Source organism: Roseateles sp. GW821-FHT03B02 (assembly GCF_059421025.1).
This window is the reverse complement of sequence record NZ_JBWKUV010000004.1, coordinates 77603-103492: the sequence shown is the minus strand read 5'-3', so window position 1 is coordinate 103492 and position 25890 is coordinate 77603. Positions and strand designations below refer to the sequence as shown.

Annotated in this window: 21 protein-coding genes; 1 reads left to right on the top strand and 20 read right to left on the bottom strand. The window is 66.0% G+C overall.

Annotated features, from left to right (window positions below; genetic code table 11):
- Position 1 precedes the first annotated feature (1 nt).
- From AC07VX_RS12800 to AC07VX_RS12720, 17 genes are all read right to left on the bottom strand, one after another.
- The gene (locus tag AC07VX_RS12800) at positions 2–1225 is read right to left on the bottom strand and encodes a PstS family phosphate ABC transporter substrate-binding protein (RefSeq protein WP_493165101.1); all 1224 of its coding nucleotides are present in this window, start codon (positions 1223–1225) and stop codon (positions 2–4) included.
- A 21-nt stretch (positions 1226–1246) separates the two neighbouring features.
- Positions 1247–2455 (bottom strand): PstS family phosphate ABC transporter substrate-binding protein, encoded by a 1209-nt coding sequence (locus AC07VX_RS12795; RefSeq protein WP_493165100.1) that lies wholly within the window; start codon positions 2453–2455, stop codon positions 1247–1249.
- On the bottom strand, positions 2452–3516 hold the full coding sequence (locus tag AC07VX_RS12790; RefSeq protein ID WP_493165099.1) for a PstS family phosphate ABC transporter substrate-binding protein: 1065 nt from the start codon (positions 3514–3516) through the stop codon (positions 2452–2454). Before AC07VX_RS12790 ends, AC07VX_RS12795 begins: the two co-directional genes overlap by 4 nt.
- Positions 3513–4484 carry a PstS family phosphate ABC transporter substrate-binding protein gene (locus AC07VX_RS12785; RefSeq protein WP_493183904.1) on the bottom strand — a complete coding sequence of 324 codons (972 nt, stop codon included), beginning with the start codon at positions 4482–4484 and terminating at the stop codon, positions 3513–3515. Before AC07VX_RS12785 ends, AC07VX_RS12790 begins: the two co-directional genes overlap by 4 nt.
- A gap of 3 nt (positions 4485–4487) precedes the next feature.
- A complete protein-coding gene (locus AC07VX_RS12780; protein WP_493165097.1) occupies positions 4488–5600 on the bottom strand; it encodes a PstS family phosphate ABC transporter substrate-binding protein in 1113 nt (370 codons plus the stop codon).
- A gap of 11 nt (positions 5601–5611) precedes the next feature.
- A complete protein-coding gene (locus AC07VX_RS12775; RefSeq protein ID WP_493165096.1) occupies positions 5612–6715 on the bottom strand; it encodes a PstS family phosphate ABC transporter substrate-binding protein in 1104 nt (367 codons plus the stop codon).
- Between the two features lie 11 nt (positions 6716–6726).
- Complete coding sequence (locus AC07VX_RS12770) at positions 6727–7911, bottom strand: PstS family phosphate ABC transporter substrate-binding protein (protein WP_493165095.1); 1185 nt, start codon at positions 7909–7911, stop codon at positions 6727–6729.
- A gap of 59 nt (positions 7912–7970) precedes the next feature.
- On the bottom strand, positions 7971–9077 hold the full coding sequence (locus tag AC07VX_RS12765) for a PstS family phosphate ABC transporter substrate-binding protein (RefSeq protein WP_493165094.1): 1107 nt from the start codon (positions 9075–9077) through the stop codon (positions 7971–7973).
- A 150-nt stretch (positions 9078–9227) separates the two neighbouring features.
- Complete coding sequence (locus AC07VX_RS12760; RefSeq protein ID WP_493165093.1) at positions 9228–10283, bottom strand: PstS family phosphate ABC transporter substrate-binding protein; 1056 nt, start codon at positions 10281–10283, stop codon at positions 9228–9230.
- Positions 10280–11413 (bottom strand): PstS family phosphate ABC transporter substrate-binding protein, encoded by a 1134-nt coding sequence (locus tag AC07VX_RS12755; protein ID WP_493165092.1) that lies wholly within the window; start codon positions 11411–11413, stop codon positions 10280–10282. Before AC07VX_RS12755 ends, AC07VX_RS12760 begins: the two co-directional genes overlap by 4 nt.
- A complete protein-coding gene (locus AC07VX_RS12750) occupies positions 11410–12489 on the bottom strand; it encodes a PstS family phosphate ABC transporter substrate-binding protein (protein WP_493165091.1) in 1080 nt (359 codons plus the stop codon). Before AC07VX_RS12750 ends, AC07VX_RS12755 begins: the two co-directional genes overlap by 4 nt.
- Before the next feature lie 4 nt (positions 12490–12493).
- Positions 12494–13549 (bottom strand): PstS family phosphate ABC transporter substrate-binding protein, encoded by a 1056-nt coding sequence (locus AC07VX_RS12745; RefSeq protein ID WP_493165090.1) that lies wholly within the window; start codon positions 13547–13549, stop codon positions 12494–12496.
- 131 nt (positions 13550–13680) lie between these two features.
- Positions 13681–14829 (bottom strand): PepSY-associated TM helix domain-containing protein, encoded by a 1149-nt coding sequence (locus AC07VX_RS12740; RefSeq protein ID WP_493165089.1) that lies wholly within the window; start codon positions 14827–14829, stop codon positions 13681–13683.
- A 40-nt stretch (positions 14830–14869) separates the two neighbouring features.
- On the bottom strand, positions 14870–16957 hold the full coding sequence (locus AC07VX_RS12735; protein ID WP_493165088.1) for a TonB-dependent siderophore receptor: 2088 nt from the start codon (positions 16955–16957) through the stop codon (positions 14870–14872).
- A gap of 158 nt (positions 16958–17115) precedes the next feature.
- The gene (locus AC07VX_RS12730) at positions 17116–18129 is read right to left on the bottom strand and encodes a PstS family phosphate ABC transporter substrate-binding protein (RefSeq protein WP_493165087.1); all 1014 of its coding nucleotides are present in this window, start codon (positions 18127–18129) and stop codon (positions 17116–17118) included.
- Positions 18126–19196: a PstS family phosphate ABC transporter substrate-binding protein gene (locus AC07VX_RS12725; RefSeq protein ID WP_493165086.1), complete on the bottom strand. Its 1071-nt coding sequence runs from the start codon at positions 19194–19196 to the stop codon at positions 18126–18128. The genes AC07VX_RS12730 and AC07VX_RS12725 overlap by 4 nt, the downstream gene beginning before the upstream one ends.
- A 41-nt stretch (positions 19197–19237) precedes the next feature.
- On the bottom strand, positions 19238–21352 hold the full coding sequence (locus AC07VX_RS12720; protein WP_493183905.1) for a TonB-dependent siderophore receptor: 2115 nt from the start codon (positions 21350–21352) through the stop codon (positions 19238–19240).
- 776 nt (positions 21353–22128) lie between these two features.
- Between AC07VX_RS12720 and AC07VX_RS12715 the strand changes: the two genes are divergently transcribed.
- Positions 22129–22791 (top strand): response regulator transcription factor, encoded by a 663-nt coding sequence (locus AC07VX_RS12715; protein WP_493165084.1) that lies wholly within the window; start codon positions 22129–22131, stop codon positions 22789–22791.
- A 466-nt stretch (positions 22792–23257) separates the two neighbouring features.
- Here AC07VX_RS12715 and AC07VX_RS12710 read toward each other — a convergent pair whose 3' ends face one another.
- The 3 genes from AC07VX_RS12710 to AC07VX_RS12700 are packed head-to-tail and all read right to left on the bottom strand — an operon-like array spanning position 23258 to position 25889.
- A complete protein-coding gene (locus tag AC07VX_RS12710) occupies positions 23258–24148 on the bottom strand; it encodes a hypothetical protein (RefSeq protein ID WP_493165083.1) in 891 nt (296 codons plus the stop codon).
- A 14-nt stretch (positions 24149–24162) separates the two neighbouring features.
- Positions 24163–25056, bottom strand: a complete 894-nt coding sequence (locus AC07VX_RS12705; RefSeq protein WP_493165082.1) for an ABC transporter permease — start codon at positions 25054–25056, stop codon at positions 24163–24165.
- Complete coding sequence (locus AC07VX_RS12700; protein WP_493165081.1) at positions 25053–25889, bottom strand: ABC transporter ATP-binding protein; 837 nt, start codon at positions 25887–25889, stop codon at positions 25053–25055. Before AC07VX_RS12700 ends, AC07VX_RS12705 begins: the two co-directional genes overlap by 4 nt.
- Position 25890: the final 1 nt, after the last annotated feature.

The window sequence follows — 25890 nt, the reverse complement described above, 5'->3', positions numbered from 1 at the left end:
CTCAGGGGTTGGCGCCCGGCTCGAGCTTGCCGAGCATGGCCTTCACCACCTCACCGGTCAGCGGCGTGTAGCGGCCTTCGCGCTGGATCTCGTTCTGGCCTTCCTGGCTGAGCACGTAGCGCAGGAACTCCTCGACCTTGGGTTCCATGCGCTTGCCGGGCGCCTTGACCCCGTAGAAGTAGATCTCGTTGATCAGCGGATAGCTGCGGTCCCGCGTGGTCTCGAGGGTGCGCTGCACGAAGGGCCCGCCGTTCTTGCCCTGCACGGCGAGCTCGCGCACATTGGTGCCTTCGAGCGTCAGAGGCGAGGCGATGCAGATCGCCTGCGGATCGCTTTCGAGTGCCGCCAGCACCTGCTTGCTCCAGGGGTTGATCTTGCCCTCGGGCGTCGCGTAGTTGGCAAAGGACCGGTAGCCCTCGACCCACTGGTCGCTGCCGTAGAGCACCAGGCTCTGGAACACGTTCTGGATGTTGGCGCGCGGCGATTGGCCACAGGTGTGGATGGGCTTGTTGGCCCATTCGCCCGTCAGGCCCAGCTGCCCCCAGGTGCGGAGGTTCTCGTCGGCGCCCCGCTTGTAGGGGTAGTCGTTGCGCCAGGTGCTCTTGTCGTAGCCGCCTTCCCGCGCCGTGCCGAACACGCCGTCGAGCTGCTTCATGCTGATGCGGGTCAGCGGGTTGTCCTTGTGGACCAGGATGATGAAACCGGGCGACCAGCCGTAGACGTCGTAGGAGCCCGTCGCCGCGGTGATCTCCGTGACGGGGAAGCCGTAGACCTGCTCGAAGGTCAGGTGGTCCATCAGTGTCGCCGGGCGGCCCACGCCCAGATCGGCCACTTTGCCGGCCACACCCGGCACCGCGATGCCTGCCGTGGGCAGGTTGTATTCGATGGTGATGCCCGGTTGAAACTTCTTGAAGCCCTCGGCCCAGTAGGCGCCCAGCGGGCCGTCCTTGAGGTAGTTGCTGCCCCAGATGCGCAGCGTGCCCGTCACCTGCTGCCTGGGCTCGTAGCGAGGCAGGTCCGACAGGTCCCACTGCTTCTTGTAGCCGCCCATCGTCGACTTTTCCTTGCGGAACTTCGTGACGTCGAGGGTCCAGATGCTCTTGCGTGCGTTCTGCGCCTTGCTGGCAGCGACACCCGATTCGGTCTGTTGCTGCGCCATGCTCGCATTGGCGAGCACAGCCAGCCCCAGCGCGCAGGCCAGCGCGATGACGGTCTTGGTCTTCATGTGAATGTCTCCTGGGTTGGATCAGTACCTGGCCAGCTTGGCCAGTTCGGCCTTGGACGTCGCCGCGCTCAGCGGCAGGTATTTGCCGTCTTTCTGCACCAGCGCCTGCCCGTCCCGGCTGAGGGCGAAGCGGATGAACTCGCGCACCTTGGGATCGAGCTTGCCGCCCGCCTTGGCGCTGACCCACAGCGACTGGTCGCCCCACAGCGGATAGCTGCGGTCCTGCAGGTTCTCGATCGTGTAGGGCACGAAGGGACCGCCGTCGTCGCGCGCCACCTTCAGGATCTTGATGTCCTTGGGGAAGCCCGGGTGATAACGCGCATAGCCGATGGCGCCGGGGTCCTTGCGCACATGGTCGAAGATCTGGTCGGCTTCGAGATAGACCGTGCCGTCCGGGCGGCGGAAGTTGGCGTAGTCATGCAGGTCGCCGCTCCAGCGATTGCTGCCCTGAAGCACCTTCTGCGAGAACTCGACCGCGGTCGCATAGGTCACCGCATAGCCGTGCGGCGTGACGGGACGTGTGGCCCAGTCGCCGCCCAGGCCCATCTGGCCCCAGCTGCGGATGTTCTTGTCCGCGCCGCGTGCAAACTCCGGGTGCCATTCCGTGCCCACCCAGCCGCCTTCCCGGACCGTGCCGAAGATGCCGTCCAGCTGCTTGAGCGTGATGCCGTCGATGGGGTTGTCCTTGTGGACGAAGACGACCATGTTGTTTTGCCAGCCGACGTAGTCCATCGAACCGGTGAAGACCGAGAATCCGATGGGCTCGAAGCCCTTGAGCCGCAGATGGGCCAGGCTGTCGTAGAAGCCCGGGTCGTGGTTGATACCGATCTCGGCACGGTCGAAGTAGAGACAGGGGATGGCGGTCGCTGCCGTCTCGAGTTGATCGAGCTCGACCTTGATGCCCGGCTGGAACTTCTCGAAGGCCTCCTTCCACCAACCGCCCAGCGGCGAATCGCCCACGTAGTTGTTGCCGCACAGGCGCAGCGTGCCGCTGGGATGCTCGGTCGGCACATAGGCCGGCAGGCCCGACAGGTCGAACTGTTTCGTGTAGGCCTGGCTGCTGGCACGCTTGGCCATGCGTGCCTTGCGCTCGGCGTGGGAGCCCACCGGCAGCTTGCGGGACTCTTCCGTGGGCTGGGATTGCGACGAGCTCTGGGCGAGCGCCGGGCCGACGGTCGCCACGCAGGCGACAGCCAGCAGGGCCGCGAGAACGGCAGGACGAGGAATCATGGTTGGGTTTCCAGTTTCTGAAGCTCGCGTGCGGCTTCGGTTGCAAGGACGGGCAGATAGCCGCCGCCATCGCGCAGCACGGCCGCCTGCGCCTGCTGGCTGAGGACATAGCGCACGAAGGCGTCGAGATGGGCGGGCATCGGTTTGCCCGGGGCCCTGTCCATGAACAGGGAAATGATCCGGGTCAGCGGATAGGAGTGGTCCATGACCGTGCGCTCGGAGGCCGCCACGAAGGGACCAGCCTCGTCCACGGCCACGGGCACTGGCCTGACATCGGCGTGCCCGTAGAGCGCCCCGGAGAAGGCCAGCCCGTCGCGGTCCTTGGCCAGCGCATCCAGCATCAGCTGGCCGCCGTCGGTCGCGCCACCCAGCGATCCGGGCAGGTCGGCGTACTCGCGCACATCGGGGCGCCAGCGCTTGCTGCCGGCCAGCACGGCGTCTTCCAGGTACTCCGAGAAGCCGCGCGCCAGCGAGAAGGAATGGGGGTGGACCGGCCGGCCGGCCCATTCGCCGCCCAGGCCGAGGTCGCCCCAGGTCACCACCGGCGGCCCGCCGCGCTTGCGCGCGACGCCGAAGGCCGCGTCGAGCTGCTTCAGCGTCAGCCCCTGGATGGGGTTGTCCTTGTGGACATAGACCACGATGGCATAGCCCCGGTTGCGGGTCTTGTAGCTGCCGGTGACGACGCCCAGCCCGGTCGGCGCATAGCCCTTGACCTCTCTGAAGGCACTGACCTCCATCGGCCAGATCTCGCGCCCCATCAGCGCCAGGTCGCCTTGGCCCGTGTAGAGCGCCCCGATGGCCGAGGCCGTGCCATGCAGGCGGTTCTCGAACTGCACGCCCGGGTGCAGCTGCTGAAAGCCGGCTTCCCACTGCTTCACCAGCCCTTCGATGAAGTCGAAGCGACCGGCCAGCGCGCCATGGCCCCAGATGACAATACGCCCATGTAATGAATTACCTGAAGGCCTGTAAGGCGGTGGCAGATCGGGCGTGTCGGCCACGGCGCCCAGACCGGTGGCGGCAAGGGCGGTGGCGAGCAGCAGCCGGGCGAGCGTCGCGATCACTGCAGACTCCTCAGCGCGAGTTCCACCTGTGCGGGGCGCAGCGGCAGGTAGGCGCCGTCGCTCCTGATGAGGGCCTGGCCCTCGTCCGACAGCACGAAGCTGAGGAACTCCCGCACCGCCGCGCTGGGCGCAGCCCCGGGCGCCTTGTCGAAGGCGATGTGCACGGCCCGGGCCAGCGGATAGCTGCGGTCTGCCGCCGTCGCGTCGGTCAGCGGCACCAGGGCGCCGCCGGGGCTGGCAGCCAGTGGCAAGGCCCGCACCGCCGCCGTCGCCGCGGCCCTGGGTGCGTAGGCGATCGCGTAGGGGTTGCGCGCCAGTCGCTCGAGAACCAGCGCGTCACCGTCGATCTCCTCCAGGGCCGGGTTCCACTTGAAGCTGTTCTGCAGCACCACACGCCGAAAATGCACGGCGTTGACGCTGTCCACCGGCGGCGCCACGACGGCTATCGGGTGGCTGGCCCAATCGCCCGTCAGGCCCAGGTCGCCCCAGGTGCGGGCAATCGTGTCGCCGCGCCGGTGTTCCGCACCGAAGACCGCGTCGAGCTGCTGCAGGGACAGCCCGGCCAGGGGGTTGCTCAGGTGCACGAACACGGCCAGGTTGCCCGATACGCGCAGCAGGCCGTTGCCGGCGTTCGCCACGTCGACGACCGTGGGCTTGCGCAGCCTGACCCATTCGAAGGCCATGCTCTCGACAGGCAGCCGCAGCTCCCGGCCGATGAAGGCCAGGTCGGCGACGCCGGTGTAGAGGCCCGCCATCGCGGAGTCCGGCCCATGGAGCTCGGTCTTGACCTGAGCGCGCGGCTGGTGGCGCAGGAAGGCGGCCTGCCAGCTCTGCAGCAGCGCCGCATCCGCCGGGCTGCCCCAGATGCGAATCGGCCCCTCGATGGCCGCCTGCGCCGCGTAAGGCGCGGCCGAAGCCGCCCCGCAGGCGAAGACGACGATCGAGGTCAATGACCGCAGCGTGCCCATGGCTCAGTTGAGCTTCTTCAGCTGCTCGTTGATGTAGGAAATCGGCATCGGCGAGAAGGCCCCGTGGTCGGCGATGACCTTCTGGCCCTCGCGGCTCAGGCAGAAACGCAGGAACTCACGCACCTTGGGTTCGACCTGACCGCCCGGCGGACGACGGAAGTAGAGGTAGTAGTCGCGCACCAGCGGATAGGACCTGTTGGCCACGTTGTCTGGCGTGAAGGGGATGTAGGGGCCACCCTCCTTCGCCGCGACGGCCAGCACGCGCAGATTGGGGTAGTCCTTGGCGTGCAGCCAGGCGCCCCAGCCCATGCCGAACTTGTCCTTGGACAGCTCCTCCAGCATGCGCTCGCTGGCCACCTTGTAGCCCGCGTCATCCTTGGTCGCCTGCTGGGTCTCGACGTACTCCTTGTAGTTCTCGTTCCACTTCTGCGACCAGTGGTTCAGCTTGCGTTCGAGATAGATCTTGAAGCCTGGCGAGACATAGCCATAGGTCTGGATGGGTTTGCCCGCGTACTCGCCCTTGAGGCCCAGCTGGTCCCAGGTGCGGATGTTCATCTCGGGGCCGCGCGCGTACTTGCTGGTGAAGCGCAGGCCGTTGCTGGCTTCGGCACCGATCTCCCAGCCCCCGGTGCGCGACGCGCCGAAGATGCGGGCCAGCTGGTCGGTGGTCAGCTGGGTCAGCGGGTTGTCCTTATGGACCAGGAAGACGGCCGGCCACAAGGTGCCGCGGTTCTCCGAGCCGCCCGTGGCGATGGAGATCTCCGTCGGCACGTATTTGTAGGCCTCGTAGAAGGGCATCATGTCGGTGATCTTGGCGTCGTCGCCCATGGGCGCGAGATCGCCCACACCGAACATCAGGGCCGCGATGCCGCCCTCGCTGCTGGTCATGAAGTTCGCGCTGGCCTTGCACTCGGGATGCAGCTTGTTGAAGGCATCCACCAGCTTGATCATGTTGCCGCGCATCCAGTTGCCCACCAGGCGCAGGCCGCCGCCGCCCTCGCATTCCAGCTCCTTCTTGTAGGGCGGGATGTCGTTGAGGCTGGGGGCCTGGGCCTGGGCCAGCGAGGCGCTGCAGGCCAGCAACACGGCCATGCCGAATCGGTTCAAAGTCTTCATCGTGGAGTCCTTCACTCGATCTTCTTGAGTTCGATGGCCAGGTCACCTGGCTCCAGTGGCCGGAAGCCGAACTTGGCCATGGCCTGCGAGTTGATGATTTCCTGCGCGTCGCGCGACACCAGGAACTCGCAATAGGCCTTCAGCCAGGGGTCCAGGGGCTTGCCCGGCGCCTTGTTGATGTTGATGCCGATCGGGCTGGCAAAGGGGTGACGGATGCCGGTCAGCGTGCCATCGGAAGGCGGCGAGCCCTCCTCCCAGGACACGGGCACGAACTTCACCTTGGTGGCGAACTCCTCCATGCGCTTCCACTTGGTCACGCCGCGCATCTCGAGCGCGTTGTTCCAGTAGTCCATCAGGCCCATGCTGAACGCGTCCTGGGCCACGGCGTCGATGACCTTGTTGCCGTTGGGCAGCCACTCGATGCGCGGCGTGTAGGCCACGCCGCCGATGAAGTCGCGGAACTCGTCGATCATGGCCAGGATGCCCTGGGTGTCGCGCGGCATGTAGGCGTGGATGGGCAAGTCCGCCCACTCCGCCGCCGTGACCCCCAGCTGGCGCCAGTGCGTGATGTCGCCCTTGCCGTTGCCGGCCGAGAAGATGCGCTTGACCTGGTCCTTCGTCAGCTGCTTGATCGGGTTGCTGGAGTGCACCCAGATGCCGGTCGACAGCTTGTCGTTGGGGTTGTGGTCGTAGCCGATCTTGAAGTAGGTGACGTCGTAGCCGAAACGCTCACGGAAGTAGTCGGCCTCGACGCGTCGGTTCTCACGGCCGATGGGTCCGAAGGCGGACTTCTCGGATACCACGCCTTCGACGGCCAGCGTCGAGCCCCACATCAGCATCTTGAACTTGATGTTGGGATGCAGTTCCTTGAAGCGCTCGTGCAGCTTGTCGAACAGCGGGATCAGGACGTCATTGCCGGCCACCATGATGGTGTCCTTGTCGGCCATGTAGGCGCGGTACTCGGTCGGCGGTGCGATGGGCTTGGCCACATAGGGCGTGATCTCGCTCGGAATGTCGAAGGCCATCGCCGCGTTCGCGAGGCAGGCAGTGGCAACCGCCAGGGCGGCCTTCGCCAGGTGAGACATCACTCGAGACATGTCATGTGCTTTCTTCATGTGCCTGCTCCTCAGGGCGTGGGCGACGGGAAGGGGAAATTCAGCATCGGGCCCTGCTTGGAGCGCGGCGCCCAGGTTTCGGCCTTGTCCAGCTTGGCGCGCTCCTCGGCCAGTTCCTTGGCGCTCAGCGGCAGATAGCCCTTGGCATCGGCAGCGATGGCCTGCTGCCCTTCCTTGGAGAGCATCAGGCGGAGGTACTCCCTCACCACCGGATCGAAGGCTTCACCCACACCTCGCCGTGCGTACACGTAGAGGAAGCGGTCGTAGGGGTAGCGGCCTGCCTGGATGTCGGTCCGGCTGCCCGTCGTCAGCGTGCCGTCGGCACCCGCGATGGGCACGACCTTGACCGCCGGCGTGACCTTGTTCAGCGCCACCAGGCCGATGGCTGCCGGGTCGGACGCGACGCGCGACACGACCTCGCTGTAGCGCTGCAGCCGCTCGTACTTGGGCGAGAACGGGCGGCCCGGGAAGGGCCCCAGCTTCTGGTACGTCATGTACTCGCCCATGCCCAGGTCCTCGGGCCGGTTGTAGGCGTCCTCGTTCAGGCCGGCCGGGTGGATGGCCTGGCCGGTCAGAGTGCCGCCGACGCCGAGCTGGTTCCAGGACGTGATGTCGCCTTCACCGGCACCGTAGGCAAAGATGCTGGTGACCTGCTCCTGGGTCAGGGCCTTGATGGGGTTGGACTTGTGCACCACCAGCGCCATCGGGCCGAGCTTGGCCTTGGGGTTCAGCGACGCATGCGCCACCTTGATGCCCAGCGCCGCCACGGGTTCGGCCTTGGAGCCGCCCATGATCTTCTCGTAGGGCAGTTGCTGCAGCAGCGTGGCCTCGCCGCACATGGGCGCCAGCAGCGATGCCTGGTAGGTGATGCCGGGGAAGGCCGGGCCATTGCCCTTCATCACGGTGGTGAACTTGAAACCGGGCTGCGCCTTGATGAACAGGGCATTGACCTTCTTGATGATCCCGTCCATGTCATCGCAGCCGATGATCTGGACGGAGCCGTCGGGCAGCACATAGCCGGCGGACTTGTTCAGCGTGACCGCGGTGGACTGATAGGCGGGGATCGCAGGGTCCACCAGCGGCGCTGCGGCCGGCGCGGCGGATGCCATGCCCGCCGCGAGCAGCGCCGACACGCCAGTGGCGATCCGGTAGCAGGTCGCGGCCTGGCCCTGTGATCGGGAAAGCTTAGATTGCATGTTGAGAACCTTCATCGGTTGCACTTCTTGGGTTGCCCGCAGCTGACACGGGCATGAGGTCAATCCAGCTTCAGTCGCTGCGCCTTGACGACTTCGGTGGGCAGCGGCAGATAGCTGCCGTTCTTCTCGACGACGGCCTGGCCCTGCTGACTGAGGACATAGCGCAGGAACTCGCGCAGCTTGGGATCCAGCGGTGTGCCGGGCTTGCGGTTCAGGAACATATAGATGCTGCGCACCAGCGGATAGCTGCGATCCTGAAACGTCCGCGCCGTCGGCATCACCGCCCCCTGGGCGGTCGACAACGCGATGACCTTGATGCCGTCGACGCCCTTGGCCTGCGGCATGACGGTCCAGGCGATGCCGTAGCGATCATTCGAGAGCTCCTTGCGCAGCATGTGCTGGACGCCCAGGCGCTGCTCGGCCTTGTCCTCGTCCGCGATCATCTTGCTGCCCGTCTCCACGTATTCGCGGTAGTTGGGGTTCCACTTGTCGCCGTTGCCCAGCACCTTCCACTGGAAGAAGCGCGCCGTGCCGGAGGGGGCATGGCCGTAGGTCTGGATGGGCTTGTCCGCCCATTCGCCGGTGAGGCCCAGCTGGCCCCAGGTACGGATATTGGCCTGAGGGCCGCGGCCATCCGACGGCGTCCACTTGAAGCCGCGCATGCCGCCGGTGCGCTCGGAGCCGAAGATGCCGTCGAGCTGCTGCAGGCTGAGCGAGGCGATCGGGTTGTCCTTGTGCACAAAGATGACCGGCCCGTTGGACTTGCCCTCGACGTCGAAGGCCCCCGACGCGACCGTGATCTCGGTGACCGGGTAGCCGTAGACCTCGAAGAAGGACAGGTTCTCCGTCAGCGTCGCCTCGCCGCCGTCGGGCGCGAGGTCGGTGACGCCGGTCACCAGCGCGGGAATGGCCGCATCGCTGGTCGGCAGGTTGTCGTCGAACCTGACCGCCGGGTGGAATTTGCGGAACTCCTCTTCCCAGAGCTTGAGCACGCCGCCGAGGCCGAAGCCGAAGTTGCGGATGGTGCCCCGAACCTCCTGTTCGGGAACGTACTTCGGCAGGGCTTCGTCGGCGCGCGCCGCGGGCAGCAGGGCCAGCAAGGAAGCCAGGGCGCCCGCGCAGCGGATGAGGTGTCGAGGCCAGCGCAGGGCCACAGTGCTCGGCATGTTATGTCTCCTCGTTCTTCACCAAAGCGGGGCGTTGGCGGGAACTCTTGTATGGGGCTGATGCTAGGAACCGTACCTGAACCTGCCCTGTAACGATTCTGAATTCCAGTTCAGGCAGGCCTGCCCCGCGGCGGGTGTCGCCCGGAGCAGTCAGCGCGACCGTTCGACCAGGCTCAGCTGCGCCATGGTCCAGGCCGGCGGCAGCGGCAGATGGTCTCCTTCACGGGCCACGTTCTGCTGACCTTCGCGGCTGAGGATGTAGCGCAGGAACTCCCGGACCTTCGCGTCCATCTGCGCCCGGTCGCCCGTGAGCGTGTCCGGGGCCACATAGACGTAGGCGCTGCGCGCCAAGGGATAGCTGCGGTCGGACAGGGAGGCGCGCGTGGGCAGAACGAACGGGCCGGCAGGCCCTTCGGAGATGGCCAGCAGCTTGACGCCGGACCTGAGGTAGGTCACCGGTGCGTAGGCCACGCCGTAGCGGTCGGCGGCCAGCGCCGCCATCATGGCCGGTCGGTCCGCGAACTCCAGCAACTCCTCGTTGCGCGTGTCCGCGCCGCCCAGCACGCGCATCTGGAAGAAGGAGATGCCGCCCGGGTGAATGCCGGGCGGGCCATACGGCACGATGGGCCGGCCGACCCAGGCGCCGCCCAGCCCGAGCTGGTCCCAGCGGCGGATATTGCCCTCGGGGCCGCGCGCGGCGCCCTCGTCCCAGACGATCTTCTTCCAGCCGCCCGTGCGCTCGGCCCCGAAGATGCCGTCGAGTTGCTGCAGGGTGAGCTGGCCCAGCGGGTTGTCTGCATGCACGAACACGCCCAGCGCCGTCGATTTGCCGGGTGCGTCCAGGCTGCCGGTAGCAACTTCGAACGCCAGCGGATAGAGCTGCGAGCGACGAAATATGCCGTAGTACTCATAGGGATAGAGCTCGCGGCCCGAGAGCGCGATGTCGGCGACATTGGTGTGCAGCGCGAACTGCGCCGAGGCCGTGCCCTTGAGCGTCTTGACGAAGACGACGTCGGGGTGATGCCGGCGAAAGCCCTGCTCCCAGGCGTCGAGCAGTGCGGACATATGGTCCGAACCCCAGACCCGGATCGCCCCGGTGATGCGCTGCTCGGGTCTGTACTCGGGCAGGCTGGCGGCGGTCTGCGCGCCGAGCCCGCCGGCCCCGAGCGCAAGCGTCGCGCCCATGGCGTGGCGTCTGGTGATCACCTGAGCTTCTCCAGTTCGGCGCGAGCGGCGTCGGCCGTCAGCGGCAGATACATGCCGTCGTCGACGACATCCTGCTGGCCCTCCCGCGACAGCACGTAGGCGATGAACTCCTTCACGCGCGATGGCACGGGTTGCCCGGGCACCCGGTTGATGTAGAGGTAGACGGCGTTGGACAGCGGATAGCTGCGGACCTGCATGGTCTCGCGCGTCGGGCTCACATAGGGGCCGCCCGCTTCTGACGCGATGGCCAGGGGCTTGACGCGCGGCTCCTTCTCGACGACGCGCATCAGGTTGAATCCGATGGCAAACCGGTCGTTCGCCACCCCCTGGACGATCTGCATGTCGGCAGGCGCCTTCACGCCACCGCGCACCTTCTCCTGCAGGGCCGGATTCCATTTGTCGCCGCCCTTGAAGACGATGCGCTGGAACAGGTCGGACCAGTTGCTGAGCGTCGCGTCGATGCCGAAGACGCGGATTGGCTGCTGGGTCCATTCGCCGGTCAGGCCCAGCTGGCCCCAGGTGCGGATATTGCCCTCGGGTCCGCGCGCGGCCTCGGTCGACCAGGTGCTGCCCTTCCAGCCGCCGGTACGCTGGGCGCCGAAGATGCCGTCGAGCTGCTGCAGCGTCAGGCCGTTGAGGGGGTTGTCCTTGTGCACGAACACGATGGCGCCCGGCGTGTTGCCGACACGCTGGTTGAAGCCGCCGGTGGCGAACATGATCTCCAGCGGCGCATGGCCGTGCACGCCTTCGAAGGCCTTGAGATCGGAGCGCCAGGCCGTGTGGCCGACGACGGCAATTTCCGAAGTGCCGGTCGTGATGCCGCCAAAGCCGTTCGGTACCGTATAGAGGTTGTAGCGAATATTGGGATGGAGCTTGTTGAAGCGCTCCTGCCAACGATGGATGAGGGCCTGCTGAAGCTCCGACCCGTGGATACGGATCACCCCCCATTCGCCATCGCATTTGTCGTTGTGGCAGTGCAGGCCCCGCTCATAATCGGGCCCCGGCTGCCACTGGTACCTGGGCAGGGCGGAGAGGTCGAAATCCGGCTCCCCGGCCGGCGCGGCGATCGCGGCGCCGACGGCCAGCAACCCGGCCAGCCAGCACCCGGCTCTGTACGCATGGCCCTTCATTCGAGCTTCGCCAGTTCGCGAGGCACCTCGCGCGCATCGATCGGGACGAAGCCATGCGAGACCGTCATCGAAGCGATCAGGGCCTGCCCTTCCCTGGACAGCGCCAGGCTCAGGAAGTCCTTGATCCACGGGTCTAGAGCCTCGCCAGGCGCCTTGTCGACGAGGAAGCGCAGGCCACCGGCCAGCGGGTAGACGTCACCCACCCGCCCCCGCGACGGCCGCGAATGCCGGTCGAGGGCCAGGGGCATGAAGCGCACCTTGTCACCCAGCTCGATAGTGCGGTCCCAGCCTTCGTCGGTGGGCCACCAGCCGATGAGGCCGATGCCGAAAGGGTCGTTGGCGACGGCGTTGATGACATCCTCCATCATCGGCACGTGTTCGACGCGCCGCGACCAGGGCGCGCCGCCCAGGGCATAACGCATCGACGAGAGGATGGGCAGCCGCTCCAGCTTGGGCATGTAGGCGTGGATCTCGCGCTTGGAGTAGTCGGCGCCATTGCCGCCGATGAAGCCCTCATGGCCCTCGATCTGCCCCCAGGACGTGATGTCGCCCTTGCCGGTGCCGGTGGTGAAGATGGCGGCGATGTCCGCCATCGTCAGCGACAGCGTCGGGTTCTTCACGTTGACCCAGACGCCGGGCGGGTACTTGCCGGGCGGCTGGTGGTCGGCATCGGGCGTGTTGTCCCAGCCGACCAGGATGTCGGTGAGCTCGTAGCCATGGCGCGAGCTGAAGGCCTCGCGCTCCTGGAAGGTGACGTCGCGCGCGATCGGCCCCAGCGCCGACTTGCCCGAGTTGATGCCGCTCACCGACAGGCCCGAGGTGTGCAGCTCCATGTGGAAGCGGAAGTCGGGATGAGTCTTGCGATAGAGCGCGGTCAGCCTCTCCATGTAGGGGACCATCAGGTCGTTGCCGGCGATCAGGATCGTGCCGTCGGCGCGCAGGTATTTCGCGTCCCGGGGCGGCGACACCTTGCCCGGAACATAGGCCTTCAACGCCGGGGCCTCCTGCGCGGTCCCGGCAGCGAGCGCCGTGCCGCAGCCCAACGCGAGGACCAGGGTTGCAACTAGCGACTTCATCGCATCACTCCAGCTTGGCGAGCTCGGCGGCGAGCTCGGCGGGGTTGAGGGGGATATAGCCCTTGGGATCGTCGGCGATGGCCTGCTGGCCTTCGCGCGACAGGATCATGCGGAGGTACTCCTTGACGAAGGGATCGATGGCGGCCTCGGGCGCGCGGCGCACGTAGACGTAGACGAAGCGGTCGTAGGGATAGCGGCCGCTCGCGATGTCCTCGCGGCTGCCCCGCATGGGCTGGCCCCACTCACCCGTCGGCGCCACGCCGAGGACCTTGACGTCCGGCGTCACCCGGTTCAGGGCCGTGATGCCTATGCCCGCCGGGTCCTCGCTCACCCGCTGCGTCACCTCGGCATAGGTCGACTGCATGCGGTAGCCGCGCGCGGCGTGCGCATAGCCCCAGACATCGCGGAACAGATGCGGCCCGAACCCCGGGTCGGCCGACGGGTAATGGTCGGCCGGCGGCAGGCCATAGGCATGGACGTCACGCTCGCCAAATTCACCCTTCAGGCCGGCCTGTTTCCACTGCAGGATGTCGGGCGCACGGCCGCCCACGGTGAAGATGTGCAGCAGCTGCGCATGCGTCAGTCGGTCGACGGGATTGGCCTTGTTCACGATGAAGGCCAGTGGCGCGATCTTGGCGTCGCCGCTGACCGCTGCATGTGCGATGCGGATGCTGAAGGTCGGCGCCTTCACCATCGGCTTGTAGGCCGTGTTCAGCCCCGTGTTCCATTGCGCTCCGGTGGGCGCCAAGGCGGTCTCGTCGAAGATCAGCGAGTGCTGGGGCGCCACCAGGTTGCCGCCGACGAAGCGCATCCGCGTGCCGGCATGCGTCTTCTCGAAGAGATCGTTCAGCCGCGCGAAGATGCCGGCGAGATCCTCCCAGCCGACGATCTGCACGCTGCCATCGGGCAGCACGTAGCCCGCATGCCTGGACGGCTGGACCGGCCTCGGCTCAAAGGCGGACTGGGCGTTCGCCAGGCCGCCGGCCGACAGCAGGGCGGCCGCAAACGTCCAGGGCGAGGTCCTTCGATGCATCGCTTCGCGCACGATCTTCAGTGACATGGCTGCTCGATCAGTTGGAGGTGCAGCAAGCTAAACAGGCAACCTGAAACCAATCTGAAAGAAATCTCAATCGAGGCTTCCTGTGCCCATGGCGCCAGACCGGGAGGCGGCTCATCCGTCGTTGAAACGCGCTAACCCAGCGGCGGCCGCTCCCGCTGCACCGAGGGCAGCCCGGCCGGCCAATGCGAAGCGTCATGCGCCGCCATCCTTTGCTGCCGGCCCCGCCGGAGCAGGCGCTGCACACCGATGCCGGTCGCGACGAGCAGCATCAGCATCGCCGTGGCTTGCAGGAGCTTGCCGACCCAGCCGCCCACTTCACCGGTGTGGAGGCTGACCAGCCATCGATAGGTCTTGTGGCCCAGCGAGCTGCCGGCATAGGGCTCGACCCTCAGCACGCGATCCGCCATCGTGTCGAAGTAGATCGTCGTTCTGGCGTTGGCATGGAACTCGTCGCGGCCGACGACCTGCGCCTCGGCCGGTGCCGTCGCCGACTTGGGAAGCACCAGCACCACGCGGTCGGCGTCGGGAACCAGGGCGACCACCCAGCCGAACAGACGGTCCAGCGGGATGGAGGAAACGTCTGCCGCGGGCAGGCTGGGCCTGGGACGCGGCGCCTCCGAGAGGGTGAGCAGGTAGACAACGTTGCGCGCCCAGTCGAACGCCAGCACCAGCGAACCTGTCAGGGCGAGCAGCGCGATCGGTGCGGCGCACAAGCCTGCCAGACGGTGCCACACCAACTCTCTCGCAACCCGGCTGGGCTGACGCCACAGGCTCAGCGACCAGGCCAGACGAGTTCGATAGCGTCGCAACCATAGCAATGCGCCAGCCAGAATGCCAACGATCAGCGCCATGCTGATCGTGCCGACGACGGCCTCGCTGAGCCCGGTGAGACCGAGGAAGCGGAAACGATGCAGGCTCTCAATCGAACCGAGGACACCACCCCACCGCGACCGTTGCCCCAGCACAAGCCCGGAGCATCGGTCAAGGTATATGCCGACAGTGTCCCGGAAGCGGACCATGACCGGCTCGCCGCTCGACCGCCGGAGCTCCACCTGTGCAACCGGACTGGACGAGTGCGCGATGCGCGCGATCTCCACCGCGCGGTCAAGGCTCAGGGGTCGCTGACAGACGGAGCGGATGTGCAGTTCCGGATTGATCAGTGGATCGAGTTGCTCACGCCACAGCAGCGCCAGACCCGTGATCACCATGTAGAACACGAATGGCGCGAGCAGCACGCCAAGCCAGCGATGGAAGTGAAGCAGACCAACCCGTGGCTTCATGCCTGCTCGCCCTCTCTCCATCGCCGCCCGGGGCTTCACCTCAGAAGCCGTCGACGCGCAGGCTCAGCTTGACGCTTCGATCCATACCGATGCCATAGGTCCCGGTCTGGACCGAGTTCCAATAGCGCTTGTCCGTCGCGTTGTCGACGTTGAGCTGCAAGGCCACGCGCTTGTCGGCAACGCGTGTCGTGTAGTTGGCACCCACCGAGTAAAGCGAGTAGCCCGGGATGGTGGCCTGCTCCTGGTTGTTGACGAAGCGCTTGGAGATGCCGGACACACCCGCCGACAGCGTCAGCCCCTTGACCCATTCGGTCCGGTGAGCGAGCGACAGGCTGCCAACCGACTTGGGTGTGTTCTCGGGCGAATAGCCGTTGAAGGTCGGATCGGGCGACACCTGCTTGGCGTTCAGGAACTGGGCGCCTGCCGTGGCCGTCCAACGCTGGGCCAGCTGCCAGCTCAAGGTGGCTTCCAGCCCCTTGTACAGCAGCTCGCCGCTGTTCGCGAAGATCTTGGTCGCCGGGTCGGTCACCGCATTGGCCCGGGTGATCTCGAAGTAGGAGGTGTTGAACGAGATGTCCTTGCCGTGGCGCAGGCGCAGTCCAACCTCCTTCTGCTTTGACACCGCCGAAGGCAGGATCTCGTTGACGTTCACGGCCGTGGCGGGTGCGATGCCACCAGCCTCGAGGCCACGCATCACGCTGGCGAACAGCGTGACATCGGGCGTGAGATCGTAGAGCGCACCGAACGCTGGTGTCGTCACGGTGGTGGTCTTGCTGCGGTTGGTGCCGGTCTCCGTGTCCTTGGTGTCGCGCAGGCCCAGCAGCACCTTCCAGCTCGAGCCGATGGAGATGGTGTCGTAGGCGTAGGTGGCGCTGTCCTTGCTGATCTGGTTCTGCGAGGTCGGTGCCTTGGTGAACACCGGCGCGGCCAGCTCGATCGGGTCGAAGATGTTCTGCTTCTGCGTCAGCACGACCTGGTTTTGCGCGAGCGTGTTGGCATCACGCTCCGTGCGCGACACACCGACCGTCAGGTCATGGCCGAGACCCAGCGTGTCGAAGGCCCAGCGCGACTCGACGCGGCCGAAGCGGTTCCGGTATTCCTGGGTCGCCGTGTTCACGGTGACGACACCGCCGGCACCGGTCGAGATGTTGTACTGGCCGATGCGGGTCGTGAAGTTGTTGCGGTCGGAGTCTGACTGACCGACCTCGGCCATCAGCTTGAGCAGGTCGCTGACGACGAGGTCGGCGCGGACCTGCTTGTTCTCGGTATGGGCGTCGAGGCGCGACCAGGCCCCCGATAGCAGCTTGCGCGGGTTGGGGATCGGCGTGATGGGCACGACGCCGTTGACCGCTGCCAGCAGACTGATGCCGGCCTGTTGCGCAACGTTCTTGGTGTAGTACTCGTAGTCGCCCTGAAGGCTCAGGCGTTCATTGACCTGGAAGTCCACGCCGAGACTGACGAAGCGGCCATTGCCGCCCACGACGCCGTTCTGCAGGTGGGTGTCCGAGGCATTCAGGCGCACGCCGAACTGCTTGTCCTCGCCAAGCCGGCGCCCGAAGTCCACCGACGCGCCGACTTGGCCGAAACTGTTGCCGGCCAGCGCCACGCTGCCGACATCAGCGCGGCCCGCGCGCTTGGTCACCAGATTGATGATGCCCGCCGGGCTGGCGACACCGAACATCAGCGCATTGGCGCCCTTCAAGGTTTCAACGCGCGCCTTGTCCTCGGTCGGCACGGTGCTGACGCCGGCGATGGGCAGGCCGCCATTGAGGCGGTAGTTGGAGAACAGGTTGAGCTTGATGCCGCGGATGTTGATGGAGTCGTTGGCGCTGCCCTTGGAATTGGCCGGCGACACGCCGGCCACGCCGCGCACGGCCTCCGCATAGCCGTCCTGGCTGGCCTGCTCCAGGGCCTGGCCTGACACGACAGCCTTGGACATCAGCTGCGAGCCGCCCTCCTGCTGCGTGGCGGCCTCGCTACGATTTGAGGCTGCGGCCTCCTTGTTGCCAACGGGCGCCGCCGTGTCGGCCGGCGCTGCGTAGGTGTGTGTGGCGAGCAGTGCTGCCGCGGCGATCAGGGTGGTGCGTGCAAAGGCCGGCACGGCCTTGTGCGGGAGGGACTTGATCATGCTGTCTCCGACTTGTTGTATTGGCATTGCGGTCGCCCAAAGTGAGCACCCCTGCAAGCTGTGTCGAAGCCTATTTGTCGATCCTTTACCCTTCCTGTAACGACGCTGAAATCTTGTTCAGGTTCAGCGATCGCTGCATTGGCTCGGCCGATGACAACCTAGTCCAACGTAGCGATCTCCAACGTCGCAACCTCCTTCAACAGTGGCAGATAGCCGTCGCGATCGGAGACCGTCTGCTGGCCGCCACCGCCCAGGACGAAGCGCAGGAAGCCCGCGGTCGGCGCATCCAGCACCTCACCCGGCTTGCGGTTGAAATAGGCCCGTACCTCGCGTGAGAGCGGATACCGCTTCGACTGCACCGAGCTCACCGTAGGCAGCACGGGGGAGCCGTCACGGGCCTGCACCGCGAGCACGCGAACCCCGGAAGGCACCGGCCCCGTGACGATGGCCAGGCCAACGCGATCGCGGCCGAGCGCATCCAGCGCCTTCACGGAGTCGACGTCGGAACCGGGGTGGCCAGCCTCCGCCGAGCCGTATTCCCGGATGCGTTCCCAATTCAGCTGCCGGCTGTCGCCGAGCGCCACGGCCCGGAAGAAGCGCCCCATCCCCGACTCGGTGTCGACGGTGTGCAGATTGACGGGCAACCCTTTCCAGGCGCCAGTCAGCCCCAGGTCACCCCAGGTGGCGACCGGGCCTGCCAGGCCAAGCTTGCGCTCGAAGCTGAACAAGGCGTCGATCTGATCCATCCGGATCTCGGCGATCGGGTTGTCCGCATGAACGCAGACCAGCAGCGCCGGCGATCGGCCCGGCGTCGCGAGGCTGCCGGTCAGCACCTGTACCGAAGGCGGCTGGTAGCGATAGATCCATTCGAACGCCTTGATCTCGGGCGCCCGGGCTTCGCGGCCGATCAGCGCGATGTCGGCCTTGCCCGTGTACAGCCCGGCCATTGCGACATCGCTGCCGTCGAAACGGTTCTCGAAGCTCACCTCGGGATGACTGCGTCGAAAGGCCTGCTGCCAGCGCAGAGCCATCGCCGCCAGCTCGGGATGACCCCAGACACGCACGACGCCACGCATCTCATCGCGTTGCTGGTACGGCGGCTTCACGACCTCGATCGCCTGGCAGGAGGCGGCCGCCGCGAACAGCGAGCCGATCAGGATGCGGCGCTTCACAGCAACTTCTCCAGTTGATGATCGATGGCCGCCTTGCCCAGGGGCAGATAACCACTTTCCTCGATCAGGGCTAGTTGCCCGGCCCGGCTCAGCACGAAGCTCAGGAATTCGCGGACCACCGGCTCGACGGGTTGCCCTGGGGCTCGATCGATGAAGGCCGGGATGATGCGTACCAAGGGGTATTCCTGGGAGATCAGCGTCCTCTCCGTAGGCAGGTGGAAGCCGCCCGCCTCGGTGCGCGCCAGGGCCAGCACCTTGACCTCGGCGTTGGCGTAGCGGACGTTGGACACAGCGATGCCCTGAGGGTCGCGCGCCAGGTCATCGAGGATCTGCTGGCCATGGTCGTACTGCGATCCGTCCGGCCGACGGGCATGCACGCGCTCCTGCAGTTCCGGGTTCCAGCGGTGGCTGTTCTCCAACACGGCCTCGCGGAAGAACAGCGCGAAGTCCTCATCGACCTTCCACCCATAGGGCTTGATCCGCCGCGCCTTCCAGGCGCCCGAGAGGCCGGCCTCGCCCCACAGGCGGATGTTGCGGTCACCGCGTCGGTGCTCCGCGCCGAAGATTGCGTCCAGTTGCCGCAACGTCAGCGCCTGCAGCGGGTTGCTCCGATGCACGAACACCATGTGCGCATAGTCGAAGAAATTGACGTCCAGGCTGCCGGTCGCCACCTCGATCTGGGTGGGGCCATAGCCCCTGGCGCGCCTGAAGGCCGCGGCGGCGTCCGGGCTGATCTCCTCGCCGAGCAATGCGACGTTGCCGGCCCCCGAATACAGCGCGCCGATGGCCGAGGCCGTGCCGTACATCTTGTACTCGAACCGGACACCGGGCTGGTCGCGCTGGAACTCGCCGATCCAGCGGGCGACCAGCTTGCCCATGAAGTCGCGCTTGAAGCTGCCATGCCCCCAGAGCGAGACGGTGCCGGTCACGCGTTGGCGTGGCGCATAGGGCGCCAGGGTCAGCACCTGGGCCCGGGCGAACTCCGATGCGGTGCCCATGCCCTCGGCGGCATGCAGGCGGCTGCATGCCAGTGCCGCGGTCCCCAGCAGCAGCCTGCGCCTGTCCACACCCATCCTCATCGAATCACGGAGCGGTGTCACGGGCGCGATCAGAAGTTCACCCGCATCGAAACCGTGACGTTGCGCGGCGCACCGGGCGCGACCTGAACGGTGCCGGTCTGGCCGGCGCTTTCGTAGTAGCGCTTGTCGAAGACGTTGCCGATCTTCAGGTTGAGCGCGTAGCGGTCGAAGAGGTAATAGAAGGCCAGGTCAGCCACCGTGTAGGCCGGCAGCACCAGCGCATTGGGCCCCGTCGTCGTGTTGGCGGTGCCGGCCGTGGTAGGCAGGGTGCCCATGCGGTCGCCGGTATAGACCAGACCCACGCCCACGCCCAGGCCGTTCAATGCGCCGCCGGTGAAGTCATAGCGTGACCAGAGGTTGGCGCTTTGCTTGGCCACGTTGGTCAGGCGCGCGCCGACCTGGATAGGGTCCACGGCCGTCTTGATCTTGGCGTCCGTGTAGGCGTAGTTGAAGGTCAGCTGCCAACCCTCGATGGGCCGGAAGTTGGTCTCCAGCTCCAGGCCCTTGGATTGCGCCGCACCCACCTGTGACTGGCAGGTGCCCAGCGTGCAGCTGAAGTTCTGCAGCGTGTTCTTCTGGTCGATCTTGAAGATGGAGAAGGTGCCGTTGAAGCGGCCGTCCAGCAGCCCCTCGGCCTTGACGCCGGTCTCCACCAGCTTGGCCTCGGTGGGCAGGAAGGGGTTCTTGCCGGTGGTGTCCTGCGAGTTGGCCGGCGCGGGCACGAAGGACGTGGCGTAGCTGCCGTAGATGGTCCATTGCTTGTCGGGCTGGAACATCAGGCCGGTCGTGGCCAGCGGGCTCTTGTCCGTGACCTTGATGGTGGTGGGCACCGTGGCGATGCGCTTGTCGTAGATGATCTGCTTCTCGTGGGCCTTGCGTGCGCCCAGGCTGAGCTTCCAGTACTGGTTGAGCGTCAGCAGGTCGGAGACATAGACGCCATAAGAACGCGACTCGAAATAGGCATCGGTCAGCAGGTTGGCCTGGCCGGGCAGGTAGTCGGGAAGCGAGTGGATGTCGGGCGTGTTCGCGTAGACCGGCGCGTAGAGGTTGATGTCCAGGCAGGTCGGGCCGGGGCAAGGGCCGCTGTTGTAGAACTTGGTGCGGTTCTCGTCGTCGGTATCGCGGCCGCCGTTGACGCCCAGGATGAGCTTGTGCTTGATGCCTCCGGTGGCGAACTCGCCGGTGACATTGGAGTCGATGAAGTCGTAGGTGCGGTTGATTTCCAGGATGCGCGCCCGGCGTGTGGCCGTCGTGGCGTTGCGAAAGCCAATGGTCGAGAACTCTTCCTGGTTGCTGCGGTTCTTGACGTGGCGCAAGCCGGTGTTCCAGTTCCACTCGTCATTGACGGCGTGCTCGAACGCCATGCTCACGGTGTCGCCCGTCTCCTTGCGGAAGTCGCTGGGCTGCTGGTAGCGCGTCGTGATGTCGGCCACCTTGGTGATGTCGCGGTTGTAGGCAGCCAGGCCGATGTCGAAGGAGCTCTTGGTTTCGCGGTGCTCGGCCTGCACGGTCAGTGTGTTGTCGTCGTTGATGCTCCACTTGATGCTGGGCGCGAAGTACAAGCCCCTCTCGTAGGTCTCATTGCGGAAGCCCTTGCGGTCGCTCACCTCGCCAACGACGCGGTAGAGCAGATCCTTGTTGTCTCCGACCGGTCCGGTGATGTCGCCGGCCACGTTCAGGCCGTTGCGGTCGCCGAAGCCCATGCCCTGCCCCGCGTAGCTCGTGCCCTTGATGTCGATGACCCCGCGCTGCTTGCCCTGCGGCTTCTTGCTGACGATGTTGACGAAGCCACCGGGCTGGATCTGGCCATACAGCAGGGACATGGGGCCCTTGACCACTTCGATGCGCTCCACGCCGATGGTGGGCGGCGAGCCGAAGCGGCCGGTCAGGCCCGGCAGGCCGTCGACCATGATGGCGCTGCGGTCGGTGCCGCTGCTCTGGAAGCCGCGCAGCGTCAGGTCATAGCCGGTGTTGCCCGCCTTCTTGACGCCGTTCATGTAGTTGTAGAGGTCGGACACGCTTGCGGTCTCGATGGCCTTCATGAAGGCGCCTGAATAGCTCTCCACCGTGTACGGCGTGTCGCGCACCAGCACGTCCAGCTTCATCGCACTCTTGGCGCCGGCAGCGAGGAAGCGTCCCAGCACGGTCACTCTCTCGATGGTCTGGGCAGTTTCTGCCTCGGGAGCGGGCGCTGCCTTCGAATCTGCAGCCGGTGCTTCGGGCGCATCCTTCGTTTGCGCCATGGCACCAAATCCTGTACCAAGCGCTGCAAGTGCGGCAGCTGCGAGCAAGGTTCTCTTCATCGCTTGTCTCCTGTGTTCTTTCTGCTTTGGATCCACTCTAGGCTGCGCAGACAATATGCACGGCGGCTAAACGCCGACTGAACATTGCCTGAACGTTTTTTCAAGAAGCGCACTGTGGTTGGATGGCCTCGAATCGCAGCCCGGGATAGTGGGCTTGGAACTCGCGCCCCCAGACCTTCACCGAAAGTCCGGTGACGGCCGTTGTTGAACGGCTCACTCGCGGGCGTTTAGCCAAGCATTGATTTCTTCGATGTCGAAGGCCCGAGGATCGAAGGGGCGGCCGCTCCAGTTCTTCAGCTCGGCATGCTCGGGAAGAGCCGGATCGGCCAGGGAAACCGCTGAACAAACCGGGCAAGGCGACGTTTGTCTCGATCGACAGCGTGAGAACTCAAGCCAGCATCGGCATGCTCTCCCGGGTGCGGTCGGCTCTGTCGCAATGCCCAACCTGAATGAATTTTCAGCATGGCTTCAGGATGAGGTCAGCGCCATCCGATAGGGTGCCGGCAAGTCCGCTGGTCCAGGCGCTCCGCAGAGCCGCCTACGATCAAGGACGTGACGCAGAATTGATTGATGCGCAAGCGCCCGTGCGAGGCTCGACAGGTTTTGGAGACACAGCAATGAAGATTCTGGTCGTTGAAGATCAAGAGCGGCTCGGGCGATTTCTGCAGCAGGGGCTGTCCGAGTGCTCGTACACCGTGACCTGGGTGCGCTCCTGCGCGGATGCATCGGACGCACTGGCCGAGACCGGCTTCGACGCCATCGTCCTCGACCTGGGGCTGCCGGATGGCGATGGCCTCGATCTGCTGCGCAGCTGGCGCTCCAGCGGTTTCAAGGAACCGGTGCTGATCCTGAGCGCGCGCGACGGCGTTCAGGACCGCGTCAAGGGATTGGATCTGGGCGCCGATGACTACCTGCCCAAGCCTTTCAGCCTGGAGGAACTGCTCGCACGCGTGCGCTCGCTGGTGCGGCGCCAGTCCACGGTCAAGCAGGTGGTCCTGGAGCATGCCGGCATCCGGCTCGACCTGTTGAGCCATACCGTGCAGATGAACGGCCAATCGGTTGATCTGACCAGCCGCGAATACGCGCTGCTCGAGGTCTTCATGCAGAACCAGGGGCGCATCCTGCCGCGAACCTTGATCTCGGAGAAGATCTGGTCGTCCCACTACGACGTCGACACGAACCTGCTCGACGTGTACATGAGCCGGCTTCGCGCCAAGCTCGAAACGCCGGGCCGCCAGCTCTTCAAGACCGTCCGCGGCGTGGGCTATCAGCTGCTCTGACGAAGCGGTGGAATGAGCGCCGATGCCTCAATGCATCGGCCGACGAGAGGGCGGGTGTCACCTGGGTCCGGGAACGCGCGCGAGACAGGATCTCGCTCAGTCAAGCTGCCGCAGCATCAGGCAATGCCAGTCCGTGGTGTAGGCCTCGCCCCCCGGGGGCCGACGGAGCACACGCGGACGCGTCGACCATCGATGACGTCCGCCTCGACACAGCGCCTGTTCTTCAGTAGGTTGCTGATGCCCTCGAAACGGAGCTGATGACCAATCCGGCTCGTGTCAGCACCGCGAGAGCCCCCCTTAAAAACCTTGCCGGACCAGGTGGCCGCTCACGCCATGGCCGCAGGCCGAGCCTGTGGACGGCGCCTGAGGCAGCAACATGCCCCGCCCGTGACGACGCCATCGCTACCGCTCCAGGCAGCAGCGATGGCGGGCAAGGCCGGCGTCGCAGGCGGCTGCGCTACCTGCCTCAGGGGTCCAATTCCTCGAGGGCCGGTGTTGCTGCGATCCTCTGCTGCAGCTCGTCGCGCAGCGCGAGGGCCTGCGCCACCAGCGGCTTGGCGTCCTGGCCGTTGCGGAAGGCATAGCCGACGTTCATCGTGCCGATCGGCGTTCCGCTGCGGTCGTGCAGGGCCATGTCGACACCGAAACGATGGCCGTTCGAATAGACGCCGGTGATGGGTGCCTTGCTCTCGAGCACCTTGGCATCATCCGCATCGCCCTTCTTGCCATGGCGGCCAAAGGTCGAGCCCAGCAACACCAGCTCGCCCTGGATGCGCGCACGCAGCGCCAGTACCGTCACCTCCGGATGGCGCAGCAGCGCCTCATCGATCAAGGTCTGGGCACGCGTCTTGGTCGTCGCGATGGGCTCGTAGGGATACGGGTCCATCAGATTGGCCAGGCTCAGGATGCGGCGCGACAGCGCGTCGCGGATGGCGACCGCGTTGCGCTCGAACTCCGCGCGCGAGCCGCCCACCGGCAGCCGCCAGACCAGGCCCAGCGCACCGATGGTGGTGCCGCCGACATCGCGCAGCGGCAGGTTCACCTCGATGCGTTTGTTGCCCTGGTCCATCGACACCCGCGTGACGCCGGTCGAGACGACATCGAGATCGTTGGCGTCCGCCGAGTTGCCGATGCGCCCGATGCTCGAGGCGATGACGATGTTGGCGTTCGCCTTGGGCGGCGTTACGTGCATCATCACGACACGCAAGTCCGGGTGTTGCGCGACGGTGCGATCGACCAGCTCCTGGGCATAGATCTTGACCGGCACCTGCTGGGCGAGTGCCGCCAGGGACGTGGTCAGCAAGGCGCCGATCAGCGCCACGCCCCGGACGGCCTCGCGAATGACAGTTTTTTCCATGATCGGCCTCCGTGTCAGTGCGAGTCGTGCAACGGTGCCGGGCGCCACTTCGCCAGGCGGTTCTCGACCATGGTCATCAGGTACTCGGCCGCCAGCGCAACGACCATGATGATGACGATGGCGGCGTACATGCCGGCGGCGTCGAAGGAGCCCTTGGCGATGTTGATCAGCAGGCCGATGCCGTAGCGGGCGCCGACGAACTCGCCGACGATGGCGCCCACGATGGCGAAGCCGAAGCTGACGTGCAGGGACGCGAAGATCCAGCTCATCGCCGACGGGATGACGACCGACCGTGTCAGCTGCCAGCCCCGTGCGCCCAGGATCTGCGCATTGGCCAGCAGGTTGCGGTCCGCCTCACGCACGCCCTGGAAGGCGTTCGAGAACACGACGAAGAACACCATCACGAAGGACAGGGCCACCTTGGAGGTGAGACCCAGGCCGAAGATCATGATGAAGATGGGTGCAAGCACCACCCGCGGCACCGAGTTGATGAGCTTGATGTAGACCGAGAACACGTCGGCCAGCATGCGGTTGCGGCCCAGTGCGATGCCCGCGAGGATGCCCGCGGCCGAGCCAACGACGAAGCCCAGGATGGATTCTTCCATCGTCACCCACAGGTGGTACCACAGCGATCCTTCCGCCGTGCCCTCGGTGACCCAGGTGTAGAGCCGCGACGCGATGTCGGAAGGCTTGGAGAAGAAGAACTCGTCGATCACCTTGGTGGCCGAGAGGATCTCCCAACCACCCAGGAAGGCGAAGAGGATGAAGTAGCGCCAGAAGTAGACCGTGCGGCGACGCCTGGTGGCCGCATTCGCGGCCGCCGCCTCGATCTCGGCCTCTGAGGTTCCGCGCGACGGCGTGGCCGCCGCGGATGTGATCGGGTTGGTGCTCATGGTGGTGTCATTCATGCTGCAGCCTTCGCGATCTCAGCCTCTTCGCGCGACGCACCGCGCAGCACTTCGGCCTTGAGATCGTTCCAGATGGTGTGCGAGATATCGATGAATCGCTGCTCGTAGCGAATCTCACTGGCGACGCGCGGTCGCGGGATGTCGATCGGGTAGATCGACTTGACCGTGGCCGGGCCGGACGTCAGCACGTAGACCTTGTCGGCCAGGGTGATGGCCTCCTCCAGGTCATGCGTGACGAAGACGACCGAAGCCTTGGACTGCGACCACAGACGCAGCAGCTCATCGTGCATCAGCACGCGCGTCTGCACGTCGAGCGCCGAGAAGGGCTCATCCATCAGCAGGATCTGCGGCCCGTTTATGAAGGTCTGGGCCAGGGCTACGCGCTTGCGCATGCCGCCGGAGAGCTGGTGCGGGTACTTGGTCTCGTGGCCGGACAGGTTGACCCGGGCCAGCCAGTGGCGCGCACTTTCATAGGCTTCCGCCTTGGGAACCCCGCGAAACAGCGGGCCGGCAACGACGTTGTCGATGACACTGCGCCAGGGGAAGAGCGCGTCGGTCTGGAAGGCAAAGCCGATGCGGCTGTCGATGCCGTTGACCGGGCCGCCGAACAGCCGGACCTCCCCCGCCGAAGGCGCGGCCAGGCCCGTGATCAGGTTCAGCGTGGTCGACTTGCCGCAACCCGTCGGGCCGACGACGGCGACGAACTCGCCACGCTCCACGGTCATCGTGAAGTCGCGCAGCGCGGTCATGGACTTGCCATCCGGCGTCAGGAAACGCCGCGTGACATTGATGAGCTCGATTGCCGGGCTGTTGTTGTGTGCTGCGGCGCCCATG